The 23425-nt window shown below is 59.2% G+C and carries 20 protein-coding genes; 8 read left to right on the top strand and 12 right to left on the bottom strand.

Annotated elements, in window-relative coordinates:
- Positions 1 to 9: 9 nt before the first annotated feature.
- Positions 10 to 1551, bottom strand: a complete 1542-nt coding sequence (locus tag ACL2XM_RS08010; protein WP_413722972.1) for an MFS transporter — start codon at positions 1549 to 1551, stop codon at positions 10 to 12.
- Positions 1552 to 1672: 121 nt separating this feature from the next.
- Positions 1673 to 2584, bottom strand: a complete 912-nt coding sequence (locus tag ACL2XM_RS08005; protein ID WP_413722973.1) for a LysR family transcriptional regulator — start codon at positions 2582 to 2584, stop codon at positions 1673 to 1675.
- A 199-nt stretch (positions 2585 to 2783) separates the two neighbouring features.
- Between ACL2XM_RS08005 and ACL2XM_RS08000 the strand changes: the two genes are divergently transcribed.
- Complete coding sequence (locus ACL2XM_RS08000; RefSeq protein WP_413722974.1) at positions 2784 to 3965, top strand: epoxide hydrolase family protein; 1182 nt, start codon at positions 2784 to 2786, stop codon at positions 3963 to 3965.
- A 91-nt stretch (positions 3966 to 4056) separates the two neighbouring features.
- Positions 4057 to 4707, top strand: a complete 651-nt coding sequence (locus ACL2XM_RS07995) for a glutathione S-transferase family protein (RefSeq protein ID WP_413722975.1) — start codon at positions 4057 to 4059, stop codon at positions 4705 to 4707.
- A gap of 130 nt (positions 4708 to 4837) precedes the next feature.
- Here ACL2XM_RS07995 and ACL2XM_RS07990 read toward each other — a convergent pair whose 3' ends face one another.
- Positions 4838 to 5494, bottom strand: a complete 657-nt coding sequence (locus ACL2XM_RS07990) for a GntR family transcriptional regulator (RefSeq protein ID WP_410014804.1) — start codon at positions 5492 to 5494, stop codon at positions 4838 to 4840.
- A 212-nt stretch (positions 5495 to 5706) separates the two neighbouring features.
- Complete coding sequence (locus ACL2XM_RS07985; protein WP_413722976.1) at positions 5707 to 6591, bottom strand: transporter substrate-binding domain-containing protein; 885 nt, start codon at positions 6589 to 6591, stop codon at positions 5707 to 5709.
- 207 nt (positions 6592 to 6798) lie between these two features.
- Here ACL2XM_RS07985 and ACL2XM_RS07980 point away from each other — a divergent pair, with 207 nt between their 5' ends.
- Positions 6799 to 8235 carry a flavin monoamine oxidase family protein gene (locus ACL2XM_RS07980; protein WP_413732690.1) on the top strand — a complete coding sequence of 479 codons (1437 nt, stop codon included), beginning with the start codon at positions 6799 to 6801 and terminating at the stop codon, positions 8233 to 8235.
- A 415-nt stretch (positions 8236 to 8650) separates the two neighbouring features.
- Here ACL2XM_RS07980 and ACL2XM_RS07975 read toward each other — a convergent pair whose 3' ends face one another.
- The 5 genes from ACL2XM_RS07975 to ACL2XM_RS07955 all read right to left on the bottom strand — a co-directional run bounded on the left by ACL2XM_RS07975 (position 8651) and on the right by ACL2XM_RS07955 (position 14096).
- The gene (locus tag ACL2XM_RS07975) at positions 8651 to 9631 is read right to left on the bottom strand and encodes a dihydrodipicolinate synthase family protein (protein ID WP_410014801.1); all 981 of its coding nucleotides are present in this window, start codon (positions 9629 to 9631) and stop codon (positions 8651 to 8653) included.
- A 60-nt stretch (positions 9632 to 9691) separates the two neighbouring features.
- Complete coding sequence (locus tag ACL2XM_RS07970) at positions 9692 to 10600, bottom strand: dihydrodipicolinate synthase family protein (protein ID WP_410014800.1); 909 nt, start codon at positions 10598 to 10600, stop codon at positions 9692 to 9694.
- Positions 10601 to 10624: 24 nt separating this feature from the next.
- On the bottom strand, positions 10625 to 11686 hold the full coding sequence (locus ACL2XM_RS07965; protein WP_413732688.1) for a proline racemase family protein: 1062 nt from the start codon (positions 11684 to 11686) through the stop codon (positions 10625 to 10627).
- Positions 11676 to 12791: a mandelate racemase/muconate lactonizing enzyme family protein gene (locus ACL2XM_RS07960; protein WP_410014798.1), complete on the bottom strand. Its 1116-nt coding sequence runs from the start codon at positions 12789 to 12791 to the stop codon at positions 11676 to 11678. The genes ACL2XM_RS07965 and ACL2XM_RS07960 overlap by 11 nt, the downstream gene beginning before the upstream one ends.
- Before the next feature lie 84 nt (positions 12792 to 12875).
- Positions 12876 to 14096: a D-arabinono-1,4-lactone oxidase gene (locus ACL2XM_RS07955; RefSeq protein ID WP_413722978.1), complete on the bottom strand. Its 1221-nt coding sequence runs from the start codon at positions 14094 to 14096 to the stop codon at positions 12876 to 12878.
- Between the two features lie 141 nt (positions 14097 to 14237).
- Here ACL2XM_RS07955 and ACL2XM_RS07950 point away from each other — a divergent pair, with 141 nt between their 5' ends.
- From ACL2XM_RS07950 to ACL2XM_RS07935, 4 genes are all read left to right on the top strand, one after another.
- Positions 14238 to 15176, top strand: coding sequence for an amino acid ABC transporter permease (locus ACL2XM_RS07950; RefSeq protein WP_410014796.1), 939 nt, complete (start codon positions 14238 to 14240; stop codon positions 15174 to 15176).
- Between the two features lie 2 nt (positions 15177 to 15178).
- On the top strand, positions 15179 to 15970 hold the full coding sequence (locus ACL2XM_RS07945; protein ID WP_413722979.1) for an amino acid ABC transporter ATP-binding protein: 792 nt from the start codon (positions 15179 to 15181) through the stop codon (positions 15968 to 15970).
- 19 nt (positions 15971 to 15989) lie between these two features.
- Entirely contained in the window at positions 15990 to 17462 is a 1473-nt protein-coding gene (locus ACL2XM_RS07940) for an aldehyde dehydrogenase (RefSeq protein WP_413732687.1), read from the top strand.
- Between the two features lie 62 nt (positions 17463 to 17524).
- On the top strand, positions 17525 to 19108 hold the full coding sequence (locus ACL2XM_RS07935; protein ID WP_413732685.1) for an aldehyde dehydrogenase (NADP(+)): 1584 nt from the start codon (positions 17525 to 17527) through the stop codon (positions 19106 to 19108).
- Positions 19109 to 19277: 169 nt separating this feature from the next.
- Here ACL2XM_RS07935 and ACL2XM_RS07930 read toward each other — a convergent pair whose 3' ends face one another.
- Genes ACL2XM_RS07930 through ACL2XM_RS07920 form a run of 3 tightly spaced genes read right to left on the bottom strand, consistent with a single transcriptional unit; the run spans position 19278 to position 22363 of the window.
- Entirely contained in the window at positions 19278 to 20324 is a 1047-nt protein-coding gene (locus tag ACL2XM_RS07930) for a proline racemase family protein (protein ID WP_410014792.1), read from the bottom strand.
- A complete protein-coding gene (locus ACL2XM_RS07925; RefSeq protein ID WP_410014791.1) occupies positions 20321 to 21376 on the bottom strand; it encodes a proline racemase family protein in 1056 nt (351 codons plus the stop codon). Before ACL2XM_RS07925 ends, ACL2XM_RS07930 begins: the two co-directional genes overlap by 4 nt.
- A gap of 60 nt (positions 21377 to 21436) precedes the next feature.
- The gene (locus ACL2XM_RS07920; RefSeq protein WP_410014790.1) at positions 21437 to 22363 is read right to left on the bottom strand and encodes a transporter substrate-binding domain-containing protein; all 927 of its coding nucleotides are present in this window, start codon (positions 22361 to 22363) and stop codon (positions 21437 to 21439) included.
- Positions 22364 to 22643: 280 nt separating this feature from the next.
- On the opposite strand from ACL2XM_RS07920, the gene ACL2XM_RS07915 reads away from it, so the two are divergent.
- Positions 22644 to 23402 (top strand): IclR family transcriptional regulator, encoded by a 759-nt coding sequence (locus ACL2XM_RS07915; protein ID WP_410014789.1) that lies wholly within the window; start codon positions 22644 to 22646, stop codon positions 23400 to 23402.
- Positions 23403 to 23425: the final 23 nt, after the last annotated feature.

Raw genomic sequence — 23425 nt, 5'->3', positions numbered from 1 at the left:
GGCGGGCCGTTATTCCGTCAGCGTCCGATCCGGGCACGGCGTTCCCGCGTCCCGGGGTGAAAGCAGGATAAATACCGAGACCGCGGCGGCCAGGGTGACGGTCATCAATACATAGAGCAGCATGGTGAATGCGGTGTCATAGGCCATGGTCAGGGCGTCGCGTCCCAGAGGGGCGAGCATGCGCGTTGCCTGATCGAGGTTGCCGGTGGCGAGCTGGCGCGACGCCTCGACGAGAGGCTGATGTGCGCCATCGCCGGCGCCCGCCCGTGTCACCGCCAAGAACACAAAAGCCGATAGCAGCGCATTCACCATGGCCAAGGCGATACCTTCACTGGCCACCTTGGTGGTGTTGAAGATGCCACTGGCCATACCGGCCTGGTCCCGCGGCACGACGGTCACCGACAAGCCGTCCATCAGGCCCCAGGGAATGCCGGTCCCGAGGCCGATCACCAGCAGCGGGCCGGTCAACGCCAGCATTGAGCCGCCGGATCCGACCCGGCTCAGCCAGAACAACCCGCCGGCGGCGACGAACAGGCCTGCGCTTGCCAGCCAGCTTGCGGGTATCGTCCGGGCAAGGATGGCGGCGCCGGCGGGAACGATAAGCATGGGCGCGGAAAGCGCAAGCATCAGCAGACCGGTTTGTATTTCGCTGTAACCCTCCACGCCGATGAAACGCATGGGGAGCACGATAAGCAGGACGACATACGCATAGCAGGTTGCGATGGGCAGGATCTGAACGCCGACGAATCTTCCGTAGCGGAACAGGGAGAGTTCGAGCAGCGGTTGTTTAATGCGGGTCTCTATCGTTGCGAAGAGGACAAACGCAGCGATGGATAGGGCAAACGCGCCGAGCACGATCGCCGCGGACCAGCCGCGATCGGGCGCTTCGTTCAGCCCGAGCGTCAGGAAACCGAGCGCGGCGATAAAAGCCACGGCGCCGGCGCTGTCGAAGCGGGAACTGCCCGGATTGCGCGTTTCTTTCATCACGCCTTGGGCGATAACCAGGGCAATCACGTCCAGGATCGTGCCCGTCAGGAAGATTGAGCGCCAGCCGAAATGTTCTATCAGGCTGCCGGAAACGATCGGCCCCAGGGCAAGACCGATGCCGAACGTGGTACCGATCATACTGAACGCCCGGGTCTGCGCATGGCCGGTAAACTCCTGCGCCAGCGCGGCCGAGCCGCCGGCCAGGGCCGCGGCGGCTCCCGCCCCCTGTAGCGCGCGCAGCAGGTTCAGCGTAGTGATATCAGGTGCAAAATCGAGCGCAAGGGAGCCCATGGCGAACAGCGCTGCCCCACCCATAAAAACGCGCTTCCTGCCGTAAACATCCGCCAGTGCGCCTGCGGGGAGCATAAAGCTGCCGAAGGTGAGCATAAAACTATTGGTGATCCAGCTAAGTTGGGCGGCGCTTGCCGAGAACTCAATCCCGATGGTATGCGTGGCCAGCGCCGCGCCGGTAAAGCTGAGCGGCAGGGCCAATGCCGCCAGGCAAACGGCAAACAGCACCAGCGGGCCGCTGCGGGCGTACGAAGACGCAGGGCTTGATGACATGATAAACACCTCGTATGAAAGGGACGATATTGTCCTTCACCGCGACGATAGGCGTTGTTGATTCGGAGATAAATACCGGCAGCGGCGCAGCTGTGTCTCCGGTGAGGAGACAATCACGCGCTTATTCCGCGGTCGCTGAACGCATAAGATCGGCCAGGTGATCGAGTACCACGCGCGTTTTCAGCGGCATTCGCCGGCCAAGGGGGAGAAGCGCATGCACCGGGGGTCCCGCAACGGATGCCGCCGGCAGCACCCGCCGCAGTTCGCCGCAGGCGACGTAGGGGTCCCCGACGCGGTCAAAAACCTGCGCAATGCCAAGCCCGCCCCTGGCGGCATCCACCAGCGACCTGCCGTCGGACACAATGGCGCTGATATTGGGGGAAAATTCCCGCACGCGGCCCTCGTCAAAGATATGCCATTGTCTGAGCTTGCCGGAGGCAGAACGGAAAATAACCGCTTCGTGGCGCATCAGCTCGCTGACGGAACGGATTGAGGGCCGGCCGTCGAGATAGGCCGGCGCGGCATACAGGCACAGGCGCAGGCCACAAAGTTTTCTTACGGTCATTTCACCGTCCGCCGGCAGTTCTCCCACCCGCACCACGATATCCCATCCTTCGCCCACGGCATCAGTGGCCTTATCGGTGAGTGAAATATCCAGGGTCACCAGGGGATAACGCGCACGAAGCGCGGGAAGCGAGGGAAGAATAAATCCGCCGAATCCCACGGGAATGTCCAGTCTGACCCGGCCGGCGGGATGGTCGCGGCGGGCGGCCAATGCCGTTTCCGCTTCGTGTAAACCGCCTAATGCCGCACGGGCCGCTTCAAGATAGGTATTGCCATCTTCGGTCAAGGTTACCGATCGGGTGGTACGCTGAAAAAGCTTGGTCCCGAGGCGCGCCTCCAGGCGCTGCACCGCTTTACCCACGTTTGCCTTGCTGGTTCCCAGCTGTTCGGCCGCCCGGGTAAAGCTTGCATGCTGGGCCACGGCCACAAAGGCGGCGATATCCTGCAGTGAGGGAGAAGATTGCGTCATGATTGATCTTCCGGAAACGATAACGTCCTAAATTAGGGTATCGCCGTCGTTTAGTAAATGGTTATCCCAACGGCATTGTCGCTCCCGGAGCTACAGAGCGTCGCTTTTACCGGCGTTTATTTCCCCGGCGCGACCGGTTATGTTTTCCGTCATCGAAACGCCGCGCGTCTGCCGGCGATCGCCTTAACGGAGCCCTGTTATGCAAAACATCACTGAAAGCGAGCTGAACACTACCCTTTCGCCTTTCGTTATCAACATCCCCCAGCCAGTGCTGGACGACTTAAAGCGCCGCCTGGACGCGACCCGGTTTCCCGAGCGGGAAACCGTACCCGATGCTTCCCAGGGGCCGCAGCTGGCGCGGGTCAGGGAACTCATCGAATACTGGCGCACGCGGTATGACTGGCGCCGCGTGGAGCAACGCCTGAACCGGTATCCCCAGTTCAAAACGAAAATCGATGGGCTCGGCATTCATTTCCTGCACGTCCGATCCCGTCATCCGCATGCGATACCGCTGATCATAACCCACGGCTGGCCGGGTTCGGTGCTGGAATTCCTGGATACCATCGACTTGCTGGTCGATCCCACCGCGCACGGCGGCCGGGCGGAAGATGCCTTCCATCTCGTTATTCCCTCCCTCCCCGGCTATGGCTTTTCAGACAAGCCGGCCGAGACCGGCTGGAACCGGGACCGTATCGCCAAAGCCTGGCATGAACTAATGCACAGGCTGGGCTACGCCGAATATGTGGCCCAGGGCGGCGATTGGGGCAGTCATATCACCATTGCAATGGCCCGGCTTGAACTCCCCGGCTTGCGCGCCATCCATACCAACCTGCCGCTGGTGGCGCCGAAAGAAAAACCGGCGAACCCGACGCCTGATGAACAGCGAGTGTTTGATCAGCTTGACGCGTTCGCTCGGGATGGCTCCGGCTATTATTGGGAAATGGTCACGCGTCCCCAGACTATCGGCTATGCCCTGGCGGATTCCCCCGCCGGACAGTTAAGCTGGATTTACGAAAAATTCGAGTCTTGGTCGGACTGCGACGGCGACCCGGTAAGCGCCTTTGGTTACGATAAAATCCTCGACGATGTGACCTGGTACTGGGTAACCAACTCGGGCGCTTCTTCTGCGCGCATGTATGCCGAACATCCGCACCTGGATTTCTACTCGCTGCCGGTGCGGATCCCGGTCGGCGTATCGGTATTCCCGCGCGAGATCTGGACCGCGCCGCAATCCTGGGCGCAGCAAACCTATCCGAACCTTATCTATTGGAATAAAACGACGCGCGGCGGCCATTTCGCGGCATTCGAACAGCCGCGGATCTTCGCGGATGAAATACGCGCGGCCTTTCGCAGCCTGCGCCCGGCGCACGCGCCCCGCTGAGCAAGACCGGGTTTTGCCTCACGGCCCGTTTATCCGGCACGCGGGCAACCCTCTACATCCCATAACGCCGCAACTATCCTAGGATCACCCAATGAAACTGTATATCGCTGATAAAACCTGCTCTGAAGCCGTCCAGATTATCGCCAACGAACTCGGCCTCGAGCCTGAGCTTATTCACTTCGACGTGTTCGGCAAATCCACCTCGAACGGCGATGACTTTACGCAGCTCAACCCCATGCAATACGTTCCTCTGCTGGTTATCGATGAAAAAGAACATCATCCGATTTCCGAGACAATCGTGATTATTTCCTACCTCGCCGACCAGTATCCCGCGACCGGACTGATCCCATTGCGCGGCACGCTTGAGCGCGTCAGGTACGACCAGCTCCTGGTGTTTATCGCCACCGAAATCGCCCAGAAACATATCCCTCTGATGCGCAAACTGATGACGGAACAAGGCATTGCCTGGACCAGCGGCAAAATCGCCGCGGCCTACAGCATCCTTGATGACCGTCTTGCCGACGGCCGCGCTTTTCTGACCGGCGAGACAATGACGGTGGCGGATGCCTATCTCTGGGCCACATTCTGGGGCGATCGCTCGGGGGTCGACATCAGCCACCTTAAAAACGTGGCGAGCTGGAAAGATCGGATGGACGCACGGCCATCGGTGCAAAAGGCGCTCAGCGACGAGCAACGCCTTGTCAACGCGCACCGCGCCGCACTGACCGCACCGGCGGAATAAGGCAAGCGGGCTCACTTCGCCGTGGTCCAGGCACGGCGTAATCCTTATATTCGCGCCGGCCGGCGGGCCACGAGCACGGCACGGCGCGCCGGCGAATTACGAGGAAAGATAACCAGGGCGGCGGCGGAAATCAGCCCGCCCAGTCACTCATTAAATGGCTCAGATGATCAGTCATCAATTGAGTGGTTAATTCACCATCCCCGGATAACATGGCATCAAGGATAGGTTGATGCTCTTGCGCGGATTTTACCAGCCCGCCACTTTCACGCAGCGCCTTGAGACCATACTGACGGGACTGATCGCGCAGGTTTTCAACAATAGTCACCAACGGTTCATTTTCGAGCAGCGACAGCAGGCCAAGATGGAACTGGCGATCCATTTCCAGATAACCCGCAATATTCCCTTCCTTGGCATACCCCACCATGTCGGAGGCAATATGTGAAAACTCCTCCCGGCGCGCTTCCACCCGCGGCCTGAGCCTAGCAAGTTTGGCCATCGACGGCACTTCAAGCAATAACCGCAGCTCATAGACGTTATGACGCTCTTTATCGCTGAAATGCACCACGCGAAAACCGCGATTACGCACCGTTTCCATCAATCCCTGGTTAACCAGCGTCAGCATGGCCTCGCGAACCGGGCTATTGGAAACGCCTAATTCTTCGGCCAAGGCCGAGGCGGAATAAATTTGGCCCGGCGCCAGATCGCCGGAAACCAGACGCAATTTCAAAATGGACAGCGCCTGATCGCGCAGATTGGCTTGCCGCAGTATAGGATGTTCCTGTTCCATATAAACCTCAGACTGACATCTTAGTAGTCGATAACATGCTACATTTTAGCCCGAATGAAGGTTCTACTCAATATAGATTCTATTTTCTTATGACCCGGCCGCTAAATTGTTGCTCACCGTGGCGGTAACAGGGCGATGACATAACATTTCCTTATTATAATAAGTAATAGTTATCTGCCTAATCGTTAAACTTCCCATCCCTGGGAGCCTCATCAGAAACTGTATTTCGGCGGCGTTGACCCTTCCTGGTAAATTTCCGCGCTTTTGACGGCGCCGAAGGCGGTATCGTTCTTTTCTAGGATCTTGGCGTATTCGCCGTTCTGAATCAAACGATCGTAGGCGGCTTTCAATGCTTGCAGCAATTGAGCCGAATTCGCGTTGCGCGCCACCGCCGTCGCGGTCGGTCCCCCGCCGATTTCGCCCGAGGCGCTAAGTCCCGCATCGACGCGTATCGATTCCTGCGCCCCGCCGCGGTTAATCAACACGCCGTCGACCCGGCCGCTGTTAAGGGCCAGCACGGCATTATTAATGGATGGAAATGCGCTGACCACTGACGCCTTGTCCGTACATTTCAGCGCGGCGGAGTTGAGCGTGGCCAGCTCAGCGGAACCGGCCATGGCGCCGACTTTATGGCCGCAAATATCAGCCAGCGCCTTGGCCTGGAAGGGCTGGCCTTTTTTCACCAGGAAAGTGCTGTAATCCTGCCAGTTAGTCACAAAATCGGCGACTTTTAATCGTTCCGTCGTGACATAGAACTCGCCATAGGAGATATCGTATTTATTCGATTGCAAGCCGGCCAGCGCGGTGGCGAAAGGGATCAGGCGAATATCGGCCTTCAGACCCAGTATGGCGGCAACCGATTGCGCGAGATCGACATCCATCCCCTTAAGCACGCCGCCTTCTTTATAAGCCAAGGGTTTTCCGGTGTCCGGAACAGCGATGCGCAGTTCGCCGGCGTCCTTTATCGATTGCGGCAGCTGCGCAGCCACGTCATCGGCCTTGCCAATCGCCTCCTGAGACCAGGCGCCGGCGGCGGGAAGCGCGCCTGCCGCCAGCGCGGCAATCAGGCACAAAAGTCGTGAATAATTGAATTTCATATAACTCTCCTGGGATGAATTAAGGGCGCGACGCGGGCTTGAACACTCACTGAACGTTGACAATAGCGTGTTACACGTAATATATTACCCGTAACACTTAGCTGCTGCAAGCGCGATGTTTATCCCGCCGTCCGGGCCAGGGTCCTCCAGGAACATCCTCTGCGAGGCAAGTCAATTCAACACGTAAGCGATTGAGGTGAAATAAAAATGGTTAAACCGGAATTTGATGTTGTGATTATCGGCGGCGGCCCATCAGGCTTGTCGGCGGCCTGGGAGCTGAGGGACAAGAATATTCTGGTGCTGGAAAAATCGCATCGTCTTGGCGGACGTCTCTACTCGGTATCACGGGGAGACTATTGGCTGAATCTCGGCGGTCACTTGTTTCCACCGCCGGGATCGCATATGCGCAACATCCTTCATTCCATAGGCCTGGATATCATCAAGATCCCCGGCAATAAATTCGCGATTTATTGGGGCGGTAAAGTGTATAAGCCCAAAATGGTTTCCGCCCTGCCGCTGACCATGCCGATGACCCTGCGTGAGCGTTTCGCCCTGGCGACCAAAGGCATGCGGATTCTAAAGGCGGTGAAAGGCTGGCAAAAAGCGATGGCGCCGGTATATGGCGAAAGTAACCAGCGCCGCCGGGCGCGGGTCGCCAGCTATCTGTCGGATAAATCCTTTCGCGAATTTATGGGACCGCTGCCCAAACGGCTTGAAGCGCTTTTTCAATCTGCGGCCCGGCGCGCGGCGGCGGAAATGGAAGACCAGCACGCGGGGGTCGGCGTTTCGCTTTTTGGCGCCGTATGGGCCGGTAAAGGCGATGCCATGGCGCTTAATCTTGACGGGGGTTCGGGCCGTTTCGGCGAGGTAATGATGGAATTGCTGGGCGATCGCGTGCGCTATGACGCTACCGTGAAATCAGTGAGTAAAACCGGCGACCTGGTTACCGTGGTCTATGAAACCGAAGGGCGTGAACATAGCGTAACCGCCGCGGAAGTGGTGGTGGCGGTGCCGGCTTACCAGGCATCTGACATGGTCCGCGATATACCCGATGATGTTCGCCAGACCCTTATAAGCGTTCAGTACGGTCCGTTCCCCACCATGGGAATCATCACCGACGAGCCGGGCCCGATGCCCTATGACGATATCTATGCCATCACCACGCCGGATGCCTCGTTTGACATGTTTTTTAATCATGCTAATCCGCTGAGAACAGGCCCGCGCAAACCGGGCGGCAGCCTGATGGTTTATTCCGGCGGTACCCCGGCGCGCGAAATGCTTAAGCTGACCGATGATGAGATTCGTGATCGTTATCTTGCCGATATCTACAAAATGTTCCCGCAATTGCAGGGGCATGTGAAGGAAACCATTGTGCAACGCTGGGTGCCCGGCAATACGTATCGCCCGGCCGGGTTCAATTTTGCCCCCATGCTCGCCTACTGCGAACGCAACGACGTCAATATCCATTTTGCGGGCGACTACTTTGCCGAAATCGGCAATATGGAGATCGCCACCGGCTCCGGCCACGAAGCGGCGCGGCGCGCCCGCGTGCACCTGATGAGCCAGGCGCAAAAAAAGACGCAGCTGAGCATCGTCGAACGGGACCGTATCGCCACCGCCGGGCAGGTGAAGGAAAATGTCTGAATAAAGCCGCGCTCCCGTTTCGCATCGGCATTATTGGGGCGGGCGTGGCGGCAGAACCCCTGCCCGCGAGTTAACGCGGGTCGAAGGTGCGGTCGTCTGCGCCGTTTTCTGCCGTGACATGGACAAAGGGGCGGCCTTGGCGGCCGCTTTTTCAATACCGCAGGCCTGTCACCGCCTGGACGCAGGGCCCTGCCCTCAGTGAGGCAGATCGGGCGCAGGCCACGGTCAAGGTGGTGGATGCGCTTCACCGCCCGGCCGCCACGCGCCGTCTGCCGCAAGCACTATAGCGCCCCGCATGCCGGCTCCCGGTTTCCCCTAAAGCCGGCCCCACGTCAGCGTAAATAATCCCGTGGCGCGCAAAAAAAAGCGTGGTTTTTACTGCCAACCACGCTTGAATAGAGCGATTGAACCCAACCTAAGCGGCGCGTTCCATGCCGTTTTTATAGCGCTGTACCGCGCCCGGCAATTGGCTCCATTCGGTATACCATTGATTGAACAAGCGGAATTGCGCCTCCACGTAGCCGCGCTGACTGTCGGTAAGCGCGTCGGTCCGATTGAAATGCAGCGCGTACTCTTTATTCCCCTTCAGTACCATCATATATTTGAAGAACAGCACCAGATCCGGACCGGCATCGAATGACGACAGAATCGCCAGCGCCTGTTCAAGCTCCTGCGCCCGTTGGCGCGCGTCGCTATCACCGGCCGCCGCCGCCTGAGAAAGATGACACAGATGCAGCACTTCTTCGGGCAGCACGTTGCCAATGCCGGTGATGGCGCCGGTGGCGCCGCAGTTGACGAAGCCATGCACCACGGCGGTATCGACGCCAATCATCAGCGTGACGTCATCGTCGCGGCTGGTGATATTCTCCGCGGCGTAACGCAGGTCATCCATGCCCCCGAACTCTTTAAAACCGACCAGGTTGGCATGTTCGCCGCGCAAGGCGAAAAACAGATCGGCGCGGGTGGCGAAACCATAATAGGGACTGTTATAGATAACCGCCGGCAGCTCCGGCGCGGCGGCAAGGATGGCTTTAAAGTGTTCTTTTTGCGCCGCGATCACCGAACCGCGCGATAGCACCCGCGGAATAACCATCAGGCCTTTGGCCCCAACGCTCTGCGCGTGGGCGGCATGGGCCACCGCAGCGGCGGTATTCACCGCGCCGGTGCCGACGATGACCGGAATGCCGGCCTGGGTCAGGCGCTCCACCCCTTCCATGCGCTGCGCGTCGGTCAGCAATGGCCAGTCGCCCATCGAACCGCAATAGACCACCGCCGACATACCCGCGCCGATCAATTCCTGCGCTTTACGCACCAGGGCATCAAAATCGGGCTGCCTGGCCTGCGTGCAAGGCGTCATCAACGCCGGGATCACCCCGGAAAATATATCTGCTTTCATACTACCTCTCCAATGATGGTTCTTAACGGACGGCGTAACGGGATTGCCGGTGCCGTTGGGTTACCGGCGCGCCGCGCCGGTCAGCAATGCCGGATCTATGGCGGAAATGGCCTGCCTGAGCGCCGCTTTCTGCACGGTGGAATAAGGCGGAATCGGCGCGCGCACCGGCCCGACGCTCAGCCCCAGGATTTCACAGGCGGCCTTGATGCCACTGTTGTAGCGGCCCGCGCCTAGCAGGCGGATCAGCGGATACACTTGCCGCCAGAGATCCGCAACCGCCTGGTCGTCGCCGCTTTCGCTCGCGCGCTGTAATTTCACCAGCCCCGGCGCCATAAAATTGCCGGTGCCCATCACCATGCCGGGCGCTTTCAGCATCAGCGCGGGCAGCATAAGCACGTCTTCGCCGTTGAAAAAAGTGATTTCATCGGCATGATCCATCAGCAGCGCGCTCATTTGCATGATGTTGGCCGACGAATCCTTGACGTATTTGACCTGCGGTATCTCCCTGGCCAGTTTTAGCAGGAAATCCACGTCGAGATGCAGACCGGTGGCCGGGGGAAAGTTGTAAGCGCAAATGGGCAGGCTGGTGGCCGCGGCGACTTCGGCGTAATACGCGAACGCCTCATCAAAACCGATGGGTTCATAGTAGGGGGTCGCCAGCATGATGGCGGTGGCGCCCACGCTTTCGGCGTGCCTGGAAAACGCAATGGCTTCCCGGGACGAGGTTGCGCCGGTATGGGCCAGTACCGTGGCCTTGCCAGCCGCCTGCTCGGCCACGATCGCGACTAAACGTAATCTCTCCTGGTGGGAAAGGACAGAAAACTCGCCGGTACCGCCGGCAGGAACAAAACCATCGACGCCGTCAGCGATATTTTGGTCTACGAGTTTGCGTAGCGCCGCTTCATCGATACCTTCACCGTCAGCGGTGAACGGCGTAACAATAGCGGACAGTACTCCCTTAAGGATCATAAGCTGAATCTCCATTGATAAAAGTCAGAGGGGCGGAAAACCATCGGCGAGCTCGTCTTCCGAGTCCGCCGCAATAGTCAGAAAGCCGTTGATATAGGCACGCCCGGTCAGCGCCGGCGTAATAAACGTACGCGGGCCGGCGCCGCGCACCTGCGCAGCCGTTACCGTAAAAGTGGAACCGATAATGCTCTGCGTGGTGACGGTATCCTGCGGCCGGACCTTGCCTTCGGTGACCAGTTTGGCGAACAGCGCGCTGGTCCCGGTACCGCAAGGAGAACGGTCTATAACGCCCGGCGGCGCCACCACCACGATTTTCGCCCGCAGGTGTTGCGCGGGATCGCAGCGGTAAAACAATACCTGATAGACATCCAGCGCCGCGCCGGTAAGCGGATCGGTGACGCGTTCCCTGGTATAGGCCTCGCGCAGCAGCCGGGCCAGGCGGACAATTTCAGTGGCGTTGTCGCGATCGAGCGACAGGCCGATGCTCTCGGCGGCCACAGAAATATAATAATCGCCGCCATAAAGCAGCTCGACCTGAACCAGACGGCCTTCCAGCCGGCATTCCCCCCGGCCGACCACAAAAGATTCAACGTTGGTAAGCGTTACGGTCGTGAATTTTTCGCCCTCACGCCTGGCCGTCACGCCAACCGGCCCCGCTGGCGTGCGAATGCGAAATGACGTGCTGTCCGCGCGCTCGCGCCACAGATTGGGCAAAAGATTCAGCTCGACTATCACCGAGGCGAAGCCAATCATGCAGTGTCCGCACATCGGCGGGTACGAACCGGGTTCCAGGATCACCGCCCCGATATCGCAGCCATCTTCCTGCGACATAATCGGCACTACGGCGCAGGTGAGCCCGCCGCCGCGCGGCTCGTGCACTAGACGGCGCCGCCAGTGGTCGGCCCGGTCGCGCAGCCAGCGCCGCGCGCCGTCAACGGTTGCCGCCTGCGCGGGCAAATCAATACCCGAGAGCACGATGCGCGTCGGATTGCCGCCGGTGTGCGAATCCACCGCGAATATCACCTGCCGATCCCGGCGGCTAAGCCAATCGATGGCGCTTTGCGGCAAGGCGCGGTTATCGGCCATGGTTTTCCACCCGGAACAGCGGCGCGCCTAATGACCGGGCATCAACGGCGATCCCTAGTCCGGGCGCGGTGGGCGCTTTGCCCCGTCCCCGCACGGAGCGCGGGGCATAACCGGCGACATGCTCAAGCGTCCAGTCGTTGAAAAAGGACGCGTGCATCAGCGCATCCGCGCGGGTACTGGCGGCAACGTGCGCTACTGCGGCGGTGGTCACATCGCCGCCCCAGACATCCTCAATACAAACCGTCATGCCTAAATCCTGCGCCTGGTCACGCATACGCACCGCGCCGGTGATGCCGCCTACCCGCGCCAGCTTGATATTGACCGAGACTGCGCCCGCGTCGTATTTCGCCCGGTACAGCTCCGCGGCATTGATCACCGACTCGTCCATCACCAGCGGCAGCGAACTCATGCGCTGCACCAGCGCGCAATCGGCGGTATCGCGGCAGGGTTGCTCGATAAAAATATTCAGGCCGGCCAGTTCCCGCACCGCGATCGCCGCCGACTGCAGATTCCAGCCGCCGTTGGCGTCGGCGACGATCGTCACATCATCGCGACAGGCTTCCACGACGCTGCGGGTCCGCGCGGCATCATCGAAAGGATCGTTGCCCACTTTCAGTTGAAAACGGCTGATGCCCGCCTCCCCGCGCATGCGCACAAAGGCGGCCATGTCGCCGGGGGATGACAGGGGCACCGCTTCATATAAAGGAAAATCCGGCTGGGTCACGCCGCCCAGCAGCGTGGCGATCGGCAGGTTCGCCATTTTGCCCAACACATCCCAACAGGCTATATCGATGGCGCTTTTGGCGCTGTTTTGACCCAGCAGGCAGGCATTCATGCGTTGATGGATGACCGCCAGGTTGGTGGGGTCCAGCCCCAGCAGCGCGGGCGCCATAAGGCAAATTCCCGCGCGCGTCCCTTCGGCGAAATCCGGCAGATAGGTGCCGCCGAGGGTGCAGCTTTCCCCCCAGCCTTCCAGCCCCTCATTGGTAATAATCCGCACCAGCGTGGATGCCTGTCGCTGAGCGGCGCGGCCTTGGGACATCACGTATTCGCCATGGGCGTAGGTCAGTTGATAGCCGTAAACTTCAATTGCCGCGATCTTCATTGTGCTCTCACTTATAGTGATTGGTTATGGGTAATATATTACATTCAACGTTAAGTCTGTCAATGCGCTTTTTCAAACACGGCGTTATGCAAACAGCTCGGCAAAATGCGGATTCAAAAACAGATCGAGCGGGTCCATCTGCCGGCGAATTTGTATAAAACGCGAGTAATCGGGGTAAAGTTCGCTCACCCGCCGGCGGTCGAGAAAGTGCAGCTTGCCCCAGTGCGGCCGGGCCGAAAGCGGTCGCAAAGTCTGATCCACCGCCTGCAAGAAGGGAAAATAATTGCTGCCTATGGCGCCTGAAACGGAGATGGACGTGCTGTCACGGCCGCTCTGCGGCGAAATATAGCCGGTATCGGCTTTCTGCCAGCGGACCTGCAGCGGCGAGATCTCATGGGGAAATCCGCTGCGCATCAGATATTGCATGCGTTCGACCGCCTCCCGCGCATCGGCGGCGTCCACCATGTACTCCAGTTCATGGAATTGCGCATCGGTAGTGCCATCGGGATAGATGCGATACGCCCGATCCGTGCGCCGATTCATTGCGCCCTGAGGGAGGTCGGGTCCATCGGCGGACACTTCCCGCAGCAGTTTGACAAAGCAGTGATCGGCCGGCACCTCGCCCAGTTGGTACATCTGGGCGGAATGCGCGCTGGGCATCCACCAAAAAGAAAAATGCCGGTATGCGCCGAGCAGGTAATCCCACTGGCGCAGCACCTCCGACATGGGCAGAATGATATTTTCCTCTTTTAGCCGGTAGGCTGGGACCAGTTGTAAACCGACGCGCACCACCGGCCCGAGCAAACCGAGCGAAACCTGGCCTGCGCGCAGATAATCAGCGGTTTCACCATCGATATCCACCACCTCCCCGAGCCCATTGACGATACGCAGGCTGACCACCTTTGATGACAGCGACCCAAAAGCGGTGCCCGAACCTTTGGTGCCGGTGGCGACGGCGCCGGCGATGGATTGCACGTCGATATCCCCCTGGTTTTCAAGCGACAGTCCCGCGGACCACAGCGGTTCGCCGAGGGCGGCAATGGAGGAACCCGCCGCGACCTGCGCCTGTTGATGCCCCTTATCGATGGCGATGACGCCGCTCAGCGCGCTGAGATCGAGCAATAAACCACCCGTGCGAACGATAGGCGTAAACGAGTGGCCGCTGCCGGCAACCCGCACAGGCTGTCCTTGGCTTACCGCCTGGCGAATGCCTGCGATTGCCTCCTCTTCGCTTGCCGGCCGGAAACAGTTGTCCACGGTGAAGGTTTGATTGCCACCCCAGTTGGTCCATTTGAATTGAGACATCGTCATCACTCCCATTTTTGCGCGATTGAACTTGACGGATAAAAACTAAACTAACATTATGTAAACGGCTACCGGTTATCGATTACCGTAAAGTCTCACATACATCCATAGCGAGTTTCAAGTATGTTTAGGGGAACGAAAGTGACACAGACACAATTGTTAAATCGGCAGGTAGTGGGAGACATCGGAGAACATCAGAGCATGCCCGTGGTGCCGTTGAAATATCATGGGCGTTGGATTGCGGCGGGACTTCTTATCATTGTGGCGGCGGGGTTGATCGTTTCACTTATCACCAATCCGCGTTATCAATGGCAGGTGGTTTCCCAATACCTTTTCGATGCTTCGATTCTCTCTGGCCTGATGGCAACCGTCTGGCTGACACTCGCCGCCATGAGCATCGGCGTGGTATTAGGTACGCTGCTCGCCCTGATGCGCATGTCAAAAAATCCGGTGCTCAACAGTATCTCCTTTATCTATTTATGGATGTTTCGCGGCACGCCGCTGCTGGTGCAACTGATATTTTGGTACAACCTGTCCGCGCTTTATCCGGAGATTACCATTGGTTTTCCGTTCGGGCCCAATCTAGGCACCTTTGACGCCAATCAGTACATTACGGTCTATGCCGCGGCGCTGCTTGGCCTGGGGCTGAATGAAGGAGCCTATATGTCCGAGATCGTGCGGGCGGGCTTGAATTCAGTGCCTGGCGGACAACGGGAAGCGGCGGAAGCGCTGGGCATGTCAAGCTTTCGCGTGATGGTGAAAATCATCCTGCCGCAGGCGATGCGCATTATCATTCCGCCAACCGGCAACCAGCTGATCGGCATGCTCAAGACCACTTCCCTCGTCAGCGTGATCGCCCTGCAGGAATTGCTCTACTCCGCGCAGCTCATCTATACCGCGAACTTCCAGACCATCCCGCTGCTGATTGTGGCCTCGCTATGGTATCTGGTGCTCACCTCTGTTCTTTGCGTGCTGCAGCACTATACCGAGAAGCATTTTTCCAAAAGCGATCATCATTCCCAGGCGCTGCCAGCGCCGGCGGACGAGAAACTTGACGATCACACAGTAAGGAATGCCTGACTATGCCTTTTTCCCCATCTTCCCCGCACGGACACCACTTTGCGGTAGTGGCGCGCGGCGTCGAGAAATCATATGGCCATCTGCCGGTGCTCAAGGGCATTGACCTGACCGTCGAATACGGCAACGTATGCTGCATCCTCGGACCTTCCGGATCGGGTAAAAGCACATTTCTACGCTGCATGAACCATCTTGAGCGTATTGAAAAGGGGTTATTGCAGGTCGGCGGCGAAACGGTCGGCTATCGCGAACACAACGGCAAGCTTTATGAGATGAAAAAGTCCGAAGTGGCCCGGCAACGGGCCGATATCGGCATGGTTTTCCAGAGCTTTAACCTGTTCCCCCATATGACGGTAATGGAAAACATCATTGAAGCGCCGATGCACGTCAAAAAAATCCGTAAATCACACGCCGTCGAGCAGGCGATGGTGATGCTGTCCAAGGTGGGGCTGACCGGTAAGGCCAATGCCTATCCCCGTACGCTATCCGGCGGCCAGCAGCAGCGCGTCGCCATTGCCCGCGCGCTGGCGATGAAGCCCAAATTGATGCTGTTTGACGAGCCGACCAGCGCCCTCGATCCCGAACTGGTCGGCGAAGTGCTGAGCGTCATGCGCGAACTGGCCGACGAGGGCATGACCATGATCGTCGTGACCCATGAGCTTGGTTTCGCCCGCGAAGTTTCCGACCAGGTGGTCTTCATGGACAACGGCGTGGTGGTAGAGCAAGGCAACCCGACTGAATTTTTCAGCCATACCAAAAATGAACGCGCCAAAGCCTTTCTTGGCAAAGTGCTATAACATCCCTTCTGGAGTGCATATGATTGCTTTACCTGACACTGTACGGACCCGCGCTTTTATCAACGGCGAATATGTCGACGCTGAACACCAGCGGGTCTTCGATAACTTTAATCCCGCGACCGGTAAACTGCTCAACCAGATTGCCGCCTGCTCCGCCGCCGACGTTGATAAAGCGGTTAAGGCCGCCCGCGCCGCCTTTGACCGCGGTGAATGGAGCCGCATGGAACCGCGCGAGCGTAAGCGCATCCTGCATACTTTTGCCAATCTTATCGAACAACATGCCGCCGAGTTAGCCCTGCTGGATTCGCTGGATGCCGGCAAGCCGTTGGCGGATTGCGAAAATTTCGACCTACCCGATGTGGTCAACAACATTCGCTGGTATGCCGAAGCCATCGATAAGGTCTTCGGCAAGATATCGCCCACCGGCGCGGGCAACCTTGGCCTGATTATTCGTGAACCGGTGGGCGTGGTCGGCATGGTATTGCCGTGGAACTTCCCTGCCGCCACCTTGTCATGGAAAATTTCGCCGGCGCTGGCGGCTGGCAACTCTCTGGTGATCAAGCCGGCGGAACTGGCCTCGCTGTCGACGATACGTATCGCCGGGCTGGCGCGGGAAGCGGGCATCCCCGCAGGCGTATTCAACGTGGTGCCCGGCTTAGGCCATATCGCCGGTAAAGCCTTAGGGCTGCATAACGATGTCGATGCGCTGACCTTCACCGGCTCAACAGAAATCGGCCGGCAGTTCCTGCGCTACGCCGCCGACAGCAACCTGAAGAAAGTGGTGCTGGAATGCGGCGGCAAAAGCCCGCAGATCGTCATGGCGGATATGGCGGAAGACCTGGACGCCATCGCCGAAAACCTGGCCAATGCGGCATTCTGGAATATGGGGCAAAACTGCACCTGCGGTTCGCGCATCCTGGTGCACTCCGCCATTAAAGAACCCTTTATGAAGGCTTTTATCCGGGCCGCGCAGGTATGGAAAACCGGCGACCCCACCGACCGCGCCACCAGGCTGGGGCCACTGATCGAGCCTGACGCGCTGGCGCGGGTATTGAGCGCCATCGCACAGGCCCAACAGCAAGGCGCCACTGTGCTGCACGGCGGTAGCCAGGTGCGGCAGGATAGCGGCGGCTGGTTTGTCGAAGCCACGATTATTGATGGCGTCACGCCGGATATGGCCTTGGCCCGGGACGAAATCTTCGGTCCGGTGGTGGCGATCCTCACTTTCGACAGCGAGGAACAGGCGGTAAAAATCGCCAATGACTCCGCTTATGGCCTGGCGGCTACGGTATTTTCCAATGACATCAACATCGCCGTGCGCATGGCGCGTCAAATACAGGCCGGCACCGTGGCGGTTAACAGTTACGGTGAAGGCGATATCACCACGCCGTTTGGCGGCCTCAAAACCTCGGGATTCGGCGGCTATGACAAAGGATTCGAAGCCTTTGATCAATACACCCAAATGAAAACCATCTGGGTAACCCTCAGTTGACGCTGAACGCGGCACCGTCCGCCGGCGCTGATCTTATTTTCAACACGTATCAAGGTTCCGCTATGCAAATTCTGGGTGAAAACTTTATCCGCGGTGAACGCAGCCGGCAAAATAGCGTCACGCTGGCCAGTTATGATGCATTTACCGGCGAGGCGCTGCCCTACACTTTTTATCAAGCCACGGAGCAGGAAGCCGTCCAGGCCTGCCTGGCCGCCGAGCAGGCTTTTCCAGCCTATCACAGCGCGCCTGCGCGTGACCGCGCCCTTTTTCTCGATGCCATTGCCGATAGGCTGGATGCGCTGAGCGATGAGTTTATCCAGCTGGCGATGCGGGAAACAGCGCTGCCTGAAGGCCGTATCCGCGGGGAGCGCGCGCGTACCAGCGGGCAAATGCGGCTGTTTGCTTCCGTGCTGCGGCGCGGGGATTGCTTTGGCGCCCGTATCGATACCGCGCTACCGCAGCGCGCCCCGCTGCCGCGCCCCGATGTGCGTCAGATAAAACGGGGCATCGGGCCGGTGGCGGTGTTCGGCGCCAGTAACTTTCCCCTCGCCTTCTCCACCGCCGGCGGCGATACCGCCTCCGCCCTGGCGGCGGGCTGTCCGGTAGTCATGAAAGCGCATAATGGCCATATGGGCACCGCCGATTGCGTGGCTAACGCCATCGTGCTCGCCGCCCGGCAAACCGGCATGCCTGCCGGAGTGTTCAATATGATTTATGGCGGCGATATCGGACAAGTCCTGGTGCGGCATCCGGCTATTCAGGCGGTGGGGTTTACCGGTTCGCTGAAAGGCGGCCGCGCGTTATATGATCTGGCCGCCGCGCGCCCCGATCCGATCCCCGTGTTTGCCGAAATGAGCAGCATTAACCCGATGATCCTGCTGCCCGGCGCGCTGGCGGCGCGCGGCGAGGGGATCGCCCGTGAGCTGACGGCTTCCGTGGTCGCCGGCTGCGGGCAATTTTGCACCAATCCAGGGTTAATAATCGGTATATCTTCGCCTGACTTCAGCGCTTTTTTGCAGATGATGCGGCAAAATATCCGGCGCAGCCCGCCGCAAACCATGCTCAACCGCGGCGTACTCGCCAGCTATGAAAACGGACTCGCGCAATTACATCAACACCAGGGCATCACCCATCTCGCCGGGGAGCCGCAGCAAGGTATGCAGGCGGTGCCCCAGCTGTTCCAGGCGCAATCCGGTTTGTTGACCACAGGCGATCCACTGTTGCAGGAAGAGGTTTTCGGGCCGGTGACCATCGCCGTCGCCGTGGCGGACCAGGCCGAGCTGACGCGGGCCCTGACGGGGCTGCGGGGGCAGTTGACCGCGACGCTGGCGGCGGAAACGGAAGATTTGCGCCATTTTGCCCATCTGGTTCCTTTACTGGAACGCAAAGCCGGCCGCCTGCTGTTAAATGCTTATCCCACCGGCGTCGAAGTCTGTGACGCCATGGTACACGGCGGCCCCTGGCCGGCGACCTCCGATGCCCGCGGTACCTCGGTGGGCACGCTGGCAATCGATCGTTTCCTGCGCCCGGTCTGCTATCAGGATTATCCGCAGGAATTACTGCCCGATGCGCTAAAAGATGACAACCCGCTGAATCTTTCGCGTTTGGTCAACGGCGTTTACACGCGCGAAAAAATCCGTGCTTAATCAGGTGGCGACGTAAGAAAAGATAACGCTTATCACGGTGCGCTGCGCCCCGAAGGCCAAATGATCTTCGGGGCGTTTTTTTTGATAACCGATACGCTTTGGCGTAACAGGCGCTGGCATAGGTGCGTTTGCCGCGTGGCATGGCACCGCTATTCCTGTACATCCATTCCTAGGCGGTCCGGTTTGCCGGCGGCAACGCATCGCTGCCGTAGCCGACGCCGAAACCCTCGGCAAAAGGGTCTTCGGGATCAAGCAGGAAGGTCGATTGCGCAATAATATGGGCGCGGCCGCGTATTTTCGGGATAATGGCTTCGACATGGGGAGTCAGCTTCGTCGTCTCCTCGAAAGTACCCTCAAAGACTGAACCGATAATGCTTTCGTGCCGGAACCTGTCGCCTAGCCCCTGCTGGCGGCGATAAAAGCGCTGGGCCATGCGCGCCGACGTTCCCGTGCCGCCGGGAGATCGGTCAACGCCTGCTTCGCCGAAAAACACCAGGTTACGGTAGCTGCCGGCGCTGTTTTGCTCTTCGGTGAAAATCACCATCGGCACGTGGCAAGCCTTGCCGGTGGCGGGATCGATGATATGCAGATCGCGATTGACGCTATCGCGAATGGCGCGACCCGCGCTCACCAGTTGCTCCGCATACGCCGGTTGCACCGCCAGCCCCAAACTTGATGCGGCGACCAGCGCATAGTAATTCCCGCCGAAGACGATATCCAGGGTAACGGGACCGCGCGCCGGCAAGTCCACCACCTGGTCTGGGGCCACCATATAAGAGGCGACGTTTTGGATGGTGACCCCTTTCACCACGCCATTAGCGACCTCGACTTCCGCGGTGACCAGGCCGGCGGGGGTATCAAATGAGATGCGCGAAAGGGGTTCGGTCACCTCGACATACCCGTTTTCCACCATCACCGTTGCGGCGCCGATGGTTCCCGCGCCGCACATTAACGGCCACCCGCCGGTTTCGATAAAGACGATGCCAATGTCGGCCCGTGGATCGCAGGGCTGCATCAAGATGCTGCCGCACATTTCCGAACTCCCGCGCGGTTCATACATGAGTAGCTTCCTGATGGCGTCGTGATGCTCCATCAGATAGGCGCGCTTTTCGCTGATACGCGCGCCGGGAACGGGCGCGACGCCGCCGATAACCACCCGTGCGGGCGCGCCGGCGCTATGGGCATCAATCACGGAATACTGGACGCTTGACTTCATATGTGATCCTTACCGTCTGAAAAAACGGGACGCTTCGCATCCGCCGCATAGCCGACCCCAAATCCCTCCTGGAACGGATCCTCCGGATCGACAAAAAAGTTGCGCAGGCCAATAACAAACGCCCGCCCTGTGATAAGAGGTAGCACCATTTCTTTTCCAGCCACGATGTGTACGCCGGTCAGCTTGCCGGTGAAACGGGAGCCGATAATGCTTTCATGGACAAAGGTTTCATCCAATGCCAACGCACCCCGCGCATACAGCTGCGCCATGCGCGCCGATGTCCCCGTCCCGCCGGGAGAACGATCGACACCGGCTTCACCAAACAACACCAGATTTCGATGGGTGCCCGGATGCGAGCCAGGCCCGGTGAAAATCACGTTGGGGATCGGCGTCGCCCCCGTTTCCAATGGATGCCTGACGGCGAGGGTGGCGTTAGTGCTTTCCCGTACTTGCCGGCCAATCAACACCAGCCGTTCCGCACAGGCCGGGACCAACGCCAGATCGAAGCGGTCAGCGGGGACAATGACGTAAAAATTGCCGCCATAGGCAATATCGACATCGACACGACCCTGTCCGGGCACATCGATCTGGTGGTCCTTGACCGCGAGGTATGACGGCACATTAGAGAGCGAGACGCCCTGGACCGCGCCGTCTTTAAGAGCAATATGCGCCGTCACCAGACCGGCCGGCGTGTCAAATACGATCTGCGCGCGTGCGCCGGCCGCTTTAAACATGCCGGTCTCGATCAACGCGGTCGCCGCGCCGATGGTGCCTGCGCCGCACATGGTCAGCCAGCCGCCGCTTTCGATAAACACAATACCCACATCGGCGCGCGGATCGCAGGGCGCCATAATCAGGCTTCCGCTCATCTGTGAACCGCCGCGGGGTTCATACATCAGCAGCTTGCGCACATGATCATAGTGAGCAGCCAAGTACAGCCGCTTTTCATTCATGGTATTGCCCTTGGCTTGCGGGACGCCGCCGATCACAACCCGCGCTTGCGCTCCGGCGGCGTGCATATCAACAACAGAATAGTGAGATCTTGAATGCATCAGGTCTCCTGGGGGATAAAAGAAGCGATAATATCTACCTATCAGAGCGTTGGATAACCTTTACTCGATGGTATAAGCCGGCAGGGCGTCGCCTTGTTTATAGATAGTGGGATCAGTGATCATGCCGTAATCCGTGCCCCACCGCTTATGGATTTGCGCATATTTTCCCGACGCGATCAGGTGCACATAGGCGGCCTGCAGGGCTTGCAGCAACCCCGCGCTTGACTCATTGCGCGCCACGGCCGTGGCGCAGGGACCACCGCCCACACGGCCTGTAGGCACAAAAGGCTGTCCCGACGCCACCAGGGTTAACCCCACTTCGCGGCCGGTCAGCACCGCCTCGACGCGTTTGCTGGCGAGCGCAAGCACGGCATCCGCCATTTGCGGAAAGACGCTGACCTGAGGCGCCGGTTTGCCTTCATCCGCACAGCGCGCCTTGCCGGTTTCCATGGCGGGAACGCCGGAAGACCCCCCCAGGATCGCTATCTTATGCCCGCAGACATCCGCGATGCTTTCAGGCATATATTTGCTGCCTTTATTCACCACGAACGCATCGAAATTACTCCATTCGGTGACAAAGTCGGCAACTTCGACACGGTCTTTGCGCACGAAAAACTCGCCCATGCCGATATCGTATTTCTGTGCCTGCAGCCCTAACAGAATCGCGGGGAAATCCATACCCTGGATCTCCGCTTTCAGCCCCATCGTTTGGGCGACAGCGCTAACCATCTCCGGAATCATGCCGACAGTTTTCCCGTTGGCGACAAAAGAAAAAGGCTGGTATTTTGTCATGGTGGCGACGCGGAGCACCCCGCGTTTTTTTATCGCCTCGGGCACCAGCGCGACAATCTCGGGCACAGCCGCAATGCCGCCCTCCTCACCGGTGGGCATGCTGTTGGCGGGCGCCGCATATGCATATGTTGAGGCGGCACACAGCATCAGCGCGGAACCGACCCATGCCACGCCGATAGTTTTTCGAAAGCGCATTACCCTTCTCCTCAGTCAGTTGTTATCTGTAAGGTGTTATATATTACCGATAGACGATAGCATGTTACGATTTTGTGTCAATCCCTTTCCCCGTCGCCATGATCGGCGCCAGGATTATCCGCTTTGCTGCGGCCTGGCTAAGTGGCCTTTTGCCGGCACACCCCGCCTCCCCTCCCCTTATTAACCTGTGATGAAACACACAGAAATTATCCCCTGCGCTGTCTATAGTTGTTCTATTAGATGATATCTAGTTCTATCAGACAGAACACGAGGCAATATTATGGCGCGAACAGAGGGGACAAATCCCCAACCCCTGGGCGTAACCCCCAGCGGCGTCGATGTGATCGATCGGGCGATGGCGCTGCTGTTCGCCTTCAGGCAAGAAGATCGGTCGTTAACCCTGACCGAACTCGCCAGGCGCACCGGCTTGTATAAAAGCACGGTGCTCAGGCTGGCGGCGGCGCTTTGCCATCACCGGATGATGATCCGCCTGGAGGATGGCCGTTACGGCCTCGGCTCCGCCACCTTCAGCCTGGGAAACCATTACTTAGCCCACCTGAATCTCAGCGATGTGCTGCTGCCGTTAATGCGTGAGCTTAATGAACAACTTGGCGAAACCGTGTCTTTTCATATCCGGGAAGGGGATCACCGCTTGTGCCTGTTTCGGATTAATTCGCAATTTGCCGTGCGCGTAAACGTACAGCAGGGCGATGTGCAATCCCTGGAGCGCGGTGCCGGCGGCAGGATCCTGCTGGCCTTTTCCGGGGAGCCCGGCGACATCTACGAACAGGTGCGCCGGGCCCATACCTACGCGTCGCACGGCGAGCGCGACGAGGAAACCGCCGGGATTTCCGCGCCGGTATTCGGCCCCGGCCAGCGGCTTATCGGCGCGCTGGGCATCGTGGCGCCCATCAGCCGGCTGGACATGGCGTTGATGGCGCGGTATCGCCCCATCCTGCTGGAGATTGCCGCCCGCGCGACGGAACGGCTGGGCGGCGACGCGCGACCGCTGCTGCATGCAAAAGAGATAGCTGTTTAATACGTGCTCATCGTTTGGAGTTC

Origin of the sequence: Sodalis sp. RH20 (assembly GCF_047324205.1) — a bacterium.
GTDB lineage: Bacteria > Pseudomonadota > Gammaproteobacteria > Enterobacterales > Enterobacteriaceae > Acerihabitans.
Note: the sequence above shows the minus strand (reverse complement) of the source record. Positions and strands in the feature narration are given on the sequence as shown.

Coding starts and splice junctions, on each gene's coding strand:
- ACL2XM_RS07945 (WP_413722979.1), top strand. CDS start 15,179: ATGCCTTTTTCCCCATCTTCCCCGCACGGACACCACTTTGCGGTAGTG.
- ACL2XM_RS07930 (WP_410014792.1), bottom strand. CDS start 20,324: ATGAAGTCAAGCGTCCAGTATTCCGTGATTGATGCCCATAGCGCCGGC.
- ACL2XM_RS08000 (WP_413722974.1), top strand. CDS start 2,784: ATGCAAAACATCACTGAAAGCGAGCTGAACACTACCCTTTCGCCTTTC.
- ACL2XM_RS07955 (WP_413722978.1), bottom strand. CDS start 14,096: ATGTCTCAATTCAAATGGACCAACTGGGGTGGCAATCAAACCTTCACC.
- ACL2XM_RS08005 (WP_413722973.1), bottom strand. CDS start 2,584: ATGACGCAATCTTCTCCCTCACTGCAGGATATCGCCGCCTTTGTGGCC.
- ACL2XM_RS07920 (WP_410014790.1), bottom strand. CDS start 22,363: ATGCGCTTTCGAAAAACTATCGGCGTGGCATGGGTCGGTTCCGCGCTG.
- ACL2XM_RS07925 (WP_410014791.1), bottom strand. CDS start 21,376: ATGCATTCAAGATCTCACTATTCTGTTGTTGATATGCACGCCGCCGGA.
- ACL2XM_RS07965 (WP_413732688.1), bottom strand. CDS start 11,686: ATGGCCGATAACCGCGCCTTGCCGCAAAGCGCCATCGATTGGCTTAGC.
- ACL2XM_RS07935 (WP_413732685.1), top strand. CDS start 17,525: ATGCAAATTCTGGGTGAAAACTTTATCCGCGGTGAACGCAGCCGGCAA.
- ACL2XM_RS07990 (WP_410014804.1), bottom strand. CDS start 5,494: ATGGAACAGGAACATCCTATACTGCGGCAAGCCAATCTGCGCGATCAG.
- ACL2XM_RS07980 (WP_413732690.1), top strand. CDS start 6,799: ATGGTTAAACCGGAATTTGATGTTGTGATTATCGGCGGCGGCCCATCA.
- ACL2XM_RS07970 (WP_410014800.1), bottom strand. CDS start 10,600: ATGATCCTTAAGGGAGTACTGTCCGCTATTGTTACGCCGTTCACCGCT.
- ACL2XM_RS07960 (WP_410014798.1), bottom strand. CDS start 12,791: ATGAAGATCGCGGCAATTGAAGTTTACGGCTATCAACTGACCTACGCC.
- ACL2XM_RS08010 (WP_413722972.1), bottom strand. CDS start 1,551: ATGTCATCAAGCCCTGCGTCTTCGTACGCCCGCAGCGGCCCGCTGGTG.
- ACL2XM_RS07915 (WP_410014789.1), top strand. CDS start 22,644: ATGGCGCGAACAGAGGGGACAAATCCCCAACCCCTGGGCGTAACCCCC.
- ACL2XM_RS07995 (WP_413722975.1), top strand. CDS start 4,057: ATGAAACTGTATATCGCTGATAAAACCTGCTCTGAAGCCGTCCAGATT.
- ACL2XM_RS07940 (WP_413732687.1), top strand. CDS start 15,990: ATGATTGCTTTACCTGACACTGTACGGACCCGCGCTTTTATCAACGGC.
- ACL2XM_RS07975 (WP_410014801.1), bottom strand. CDS start 9,631: ATGAAAGCAGATATATTTTCCGGGGTGATCCCGGCGTTGATGACGCCT.
- ACL2XM_RS07985 (WP_413722976.1), bottom strand. CDS start 6,591: ATGAAATTCAATTATTCACGACTTTTGTGCCTGATTGCCGCGCTGGCG.